1 protein-coding gene is annotated in these 1606 nt (G+C 68.8%); it reads left to right on the forward strand.

The features are described from left to right. Nucleotides 1-70: 70 nt before the first annotated feature. Entirely contained in the window at nucleotides 71-1570 is a 1500-nt protein-coding gene (gene tnpC, locus Acor_RS00055) for an IS66 family transposase (RefSeq protein ID WP_218034031.1), read from the forward strand. Nucleotides 1571-1606 lie beyond the last annotated feature (36 nt).

Below are 1606 nucleotides of genomic sequence, written 5' to 3' on the forward strand. Positions count from 1 at the left end.
GTAACTGGTTAGGTGCCCTTCCTGCCTGTCCGATTTGATCACCGGCTCGTGATCCTCGATCATCTCGTGTGTGTCCTCCTCGTCCGCGTCGAAGCCCTCGTATGACGAGTTGGCGGCGCTGGTCGTGCAGTTGGGTGTGGCGCTGGAGGAGACACGTGAAGAACTGGCCAAGGCGCGTGCGCGGATCTCGGATCTGGAGGCGCGTCTCAGGTTGACCTCGGAGAACTCCTCCAAGCCGCCGTCGTCGGACGGGCTGGCCAAGCCCGCGCCGAAATCGTTGCGCCGGAGCGGGCGGCGACGGCCGGGGCGCGAGATGGGACACCCGGGTGAGACGTTGCAGACGGTGGAGACGCCCGATCGAGTGAAGCGGCATGAGCCGCATGCCTGTCGGGGGTGTGGGGCGGGTCTGGCCGGGGCGCCCGAGGTCGGGGTGGAACGCCGTCAGGTGGTCGACGTCCCGCCGGTGCAGGTCACCGTCACCGAGCATCGGCTAATCGCCCGCCGATGTGGATGCGGGCTGGTCACCAAGGGCCGGCCGCCCGACGGCGTGACGACCGCGGTGCAGTACGGCACCCGGATCACCGCGATCGTCCTGTACCTCTACATCGGGCAGTTCCTGTCCAAGGATCGCACCGCGCAGGCGTTGAGCGAGTTGTTCGGGGTGCCGGTCTCGGGCGCGACGGTGCTGGCCATGGCCGCCCGCGCCGCGGCCCGGCTGGACGGGTTCTTGGCTCGCGCGTGTGCGGAGGTCGCCGTCTCGCCGGTCGCGCACTTCGACGAGACCGGGTTCCGGGTCGCGGGACGGCTGCACTGGGTGCATTCGGCCTCGACCGGGAAGTGGTCGCTGATCACCGTGCACCGCAAGCGCGGCACCGAGGCGATGGGCGCCGCTGGCGTGTTGCCCGTCTTCGGCGGGGTCGCGGTGCACGACGCGTGGGCGCCGTACGACACCTACACCCAGGTCACGCATGCTTTGTGCAATGCCCACGTGCTGCGCGAATTGCAGCAGGTCATCGACACCACCCCCGACGGGCGGTGGTGCTGGGCAGCCCAGGCCGCCGACGCGCTGCTGGAGATGAAGGCCCGGGTTGAGGCCGCGCCGGCGGCGGGCGGGCTGGACCGCTTGGACCAGGACGCGCTGGCCGAGCAGGTCCAGCTGTGGCGCAGCGCCGTGGTGATCGGGGCGAACGACACCAAGGCCCGCTCCTCGAAGCTGATGAGAAAGCAGTACGCGCTCGCGGTGCGGATGCGCGACCGGCAGGCCGACTACCTGCGGTTCACCGTCGATCCGCTGGTGCCCTTCGATAACAATGCGGCCGAGCGCGAGATCAGAATGATCAAGTTACGGCAGAAGGTGTCCGGCTGCCTGCGCACCCTGGCCGGCGCTGAGCAGTTCTGTGCGATCCGCAGCTACCTGGCCACCGCTCGCAAACACGGAGTCGACTTCTTCCACGCTCTGGTCGAACTCGCCGAGGGCCGTCCCTGGCTGCCCGGAACCGCCCGGCCCCTCACCATCGTGGACCGGCTTCGCGGCAACGCCCATGCCATTACGTGGCCCACAGCCGCGTGATAACGCACGCTCAATTCGGGAGACCTAACCAGTTAC

It is taken from the genome of Acrocarpospora corrugata (assembly GCF_009687845.1).
Taxonomy (GTDB): domain Bacteria; phylum Actinomycetota; class Actinomycetes; order Streptosporangiales; family Streptosporangiaceae; genus Acrocarpospora; species Acrocarpospora corrugata.